Origin of the sequence: Streptomyces lateritius (genome assembly GCF_014649715.1) — a bacterium.
GTDB classification, from domain to species: domain Bacteria; phylum Actinomycetota; class Actinomycetes; order Streptomycetales; family Streptomycetaceae; genus Streptomyces; species Streptomyces lateritius.
Map to the genome: position 1 here is coordinate 1 of NZ_BMTO01000041.1, position 1,397 is coordinate 1,397.

Sequence of the window (1,397 nt, forward strand, 5' to 3'; positions counted from 1 at the left end):
AAGGCTGAGACCTGATGCCGAGCCGATTGTGGTGAAGTGGATGATCCTATGCTGTCGAGAAAAGCCTCTAGCGAGTTTCATGGCGGCCCGTACCCTAAACCGACTCAGGTGGTCAGGTAGAGAATACCGAGGCGTTCGGGTGAACTATGGTTAAGGAACTCGGCAAAATGCCCCCGTAACTTCGGGAGAAGGGGGGCCATCACTGGTGATTGGATTTACTCCATGAGCTGGGGGTGGCCGCAGAGACCAGCGAGAAGCGACTGTTTACTAAAAACACAGGTCCGTGCGAAGCCGTAAGGCGATGTATACGGACTGACGCCTGCCCGGTGCTGGAACGTTAAGGGGACCGGTTAGTGACCTTTCGGGGTTGCGAAGCTGAGAACTTAAGCGCCAGTAAACGGCGGTGGTAACTATAACCATCCTAAGGTAGCGAAATTCCTTGTCGGGTAAGTTCCGACCTGCACGAATGGCGTAACGACTTCTCGACTGTCTCAACCATAGGCCCGGTGAAATTGCACTACGAGTAAAGATGCTCGTTTCGCGCAGCAGGACGGAAAGACCCCGGGACCTTTACTACAGTTTGATATTGGTGTTCGGTTCGGCTTGTGTAGGATAGGTGGGAGACTTTGAAGCCGTGACGCCAGTCATGGTGGAGTCGCCGTTGAAATACCACTCTGGTCGTGCTGGATGTCTAACCTCGGTCCGTGATCCGGATCAGGGACAGTGTCTGATGGGTAGTTTAACTGGGGCGGTTGCCTCCCAAAGGGTAACGGAGGCGCCCAAAGGTTCCCTCAGCCTGGTTGGCAATCAGGTGTTGAGTGTAAGTGCACAAGGGAGCTTGACTGTGAGACCGACGGGTCGAGCAGGGACGAAAGTCGGGACTAGTGATCCGGCGGTGGCTTGTGGAAGCGCCGTCGCTCAACGGATAAAAGGTACCCCGGGGATAACAGGCTGATCTTCCCCAAGAGTCCATATCGACGGGATGGTTTGGCACCTCGATGTCGGCTCGTCGCATCCTGGGGCTGGAGTCGGTCCCAAGGGTTGGGCTGTTCGCCCATTAAAGCGGTACGCGAGCTGGGTTTAGAACGTCGTGAGACAGTTCGGTCCCTATCCGCTGTGCGCGTAGGAATATTGAGAAGGGCTGTCCCTAGTACGAGAGGACCGGGACGGACGAACCTCTGGTGTGCCAGTTGTCCTGCCAAGGGCATGGCTGGTTGGCTACGTTCGGGAGGGATAACCGCTGAAAGCATCTAAGCGGGAAGCCTGCTTCGAGATGAGTATTCCCACCTCCTTGAGAGGGTAAGGCTCCCAGTAGACGACTGGGTTGATAGGCCGGATGTGGAAGCCCAGTAATGGGTGGAGCTGACCGGTACTAATAGGCCGAGGGCTTGTCCTCA

1 rRNA gene is annotated in these 1,397 nt (G+C 56.0%); it reads left to right on the plus strand.

The window, feature by feature from the left end:
* A 23S ribosomal RNA gene (locus IE136_RS35175) occupies positions 1-1,396 on the plus strand; the annotation flags it as partial.
* Position 1,397 lies beyond the last annotated feature (1 nt).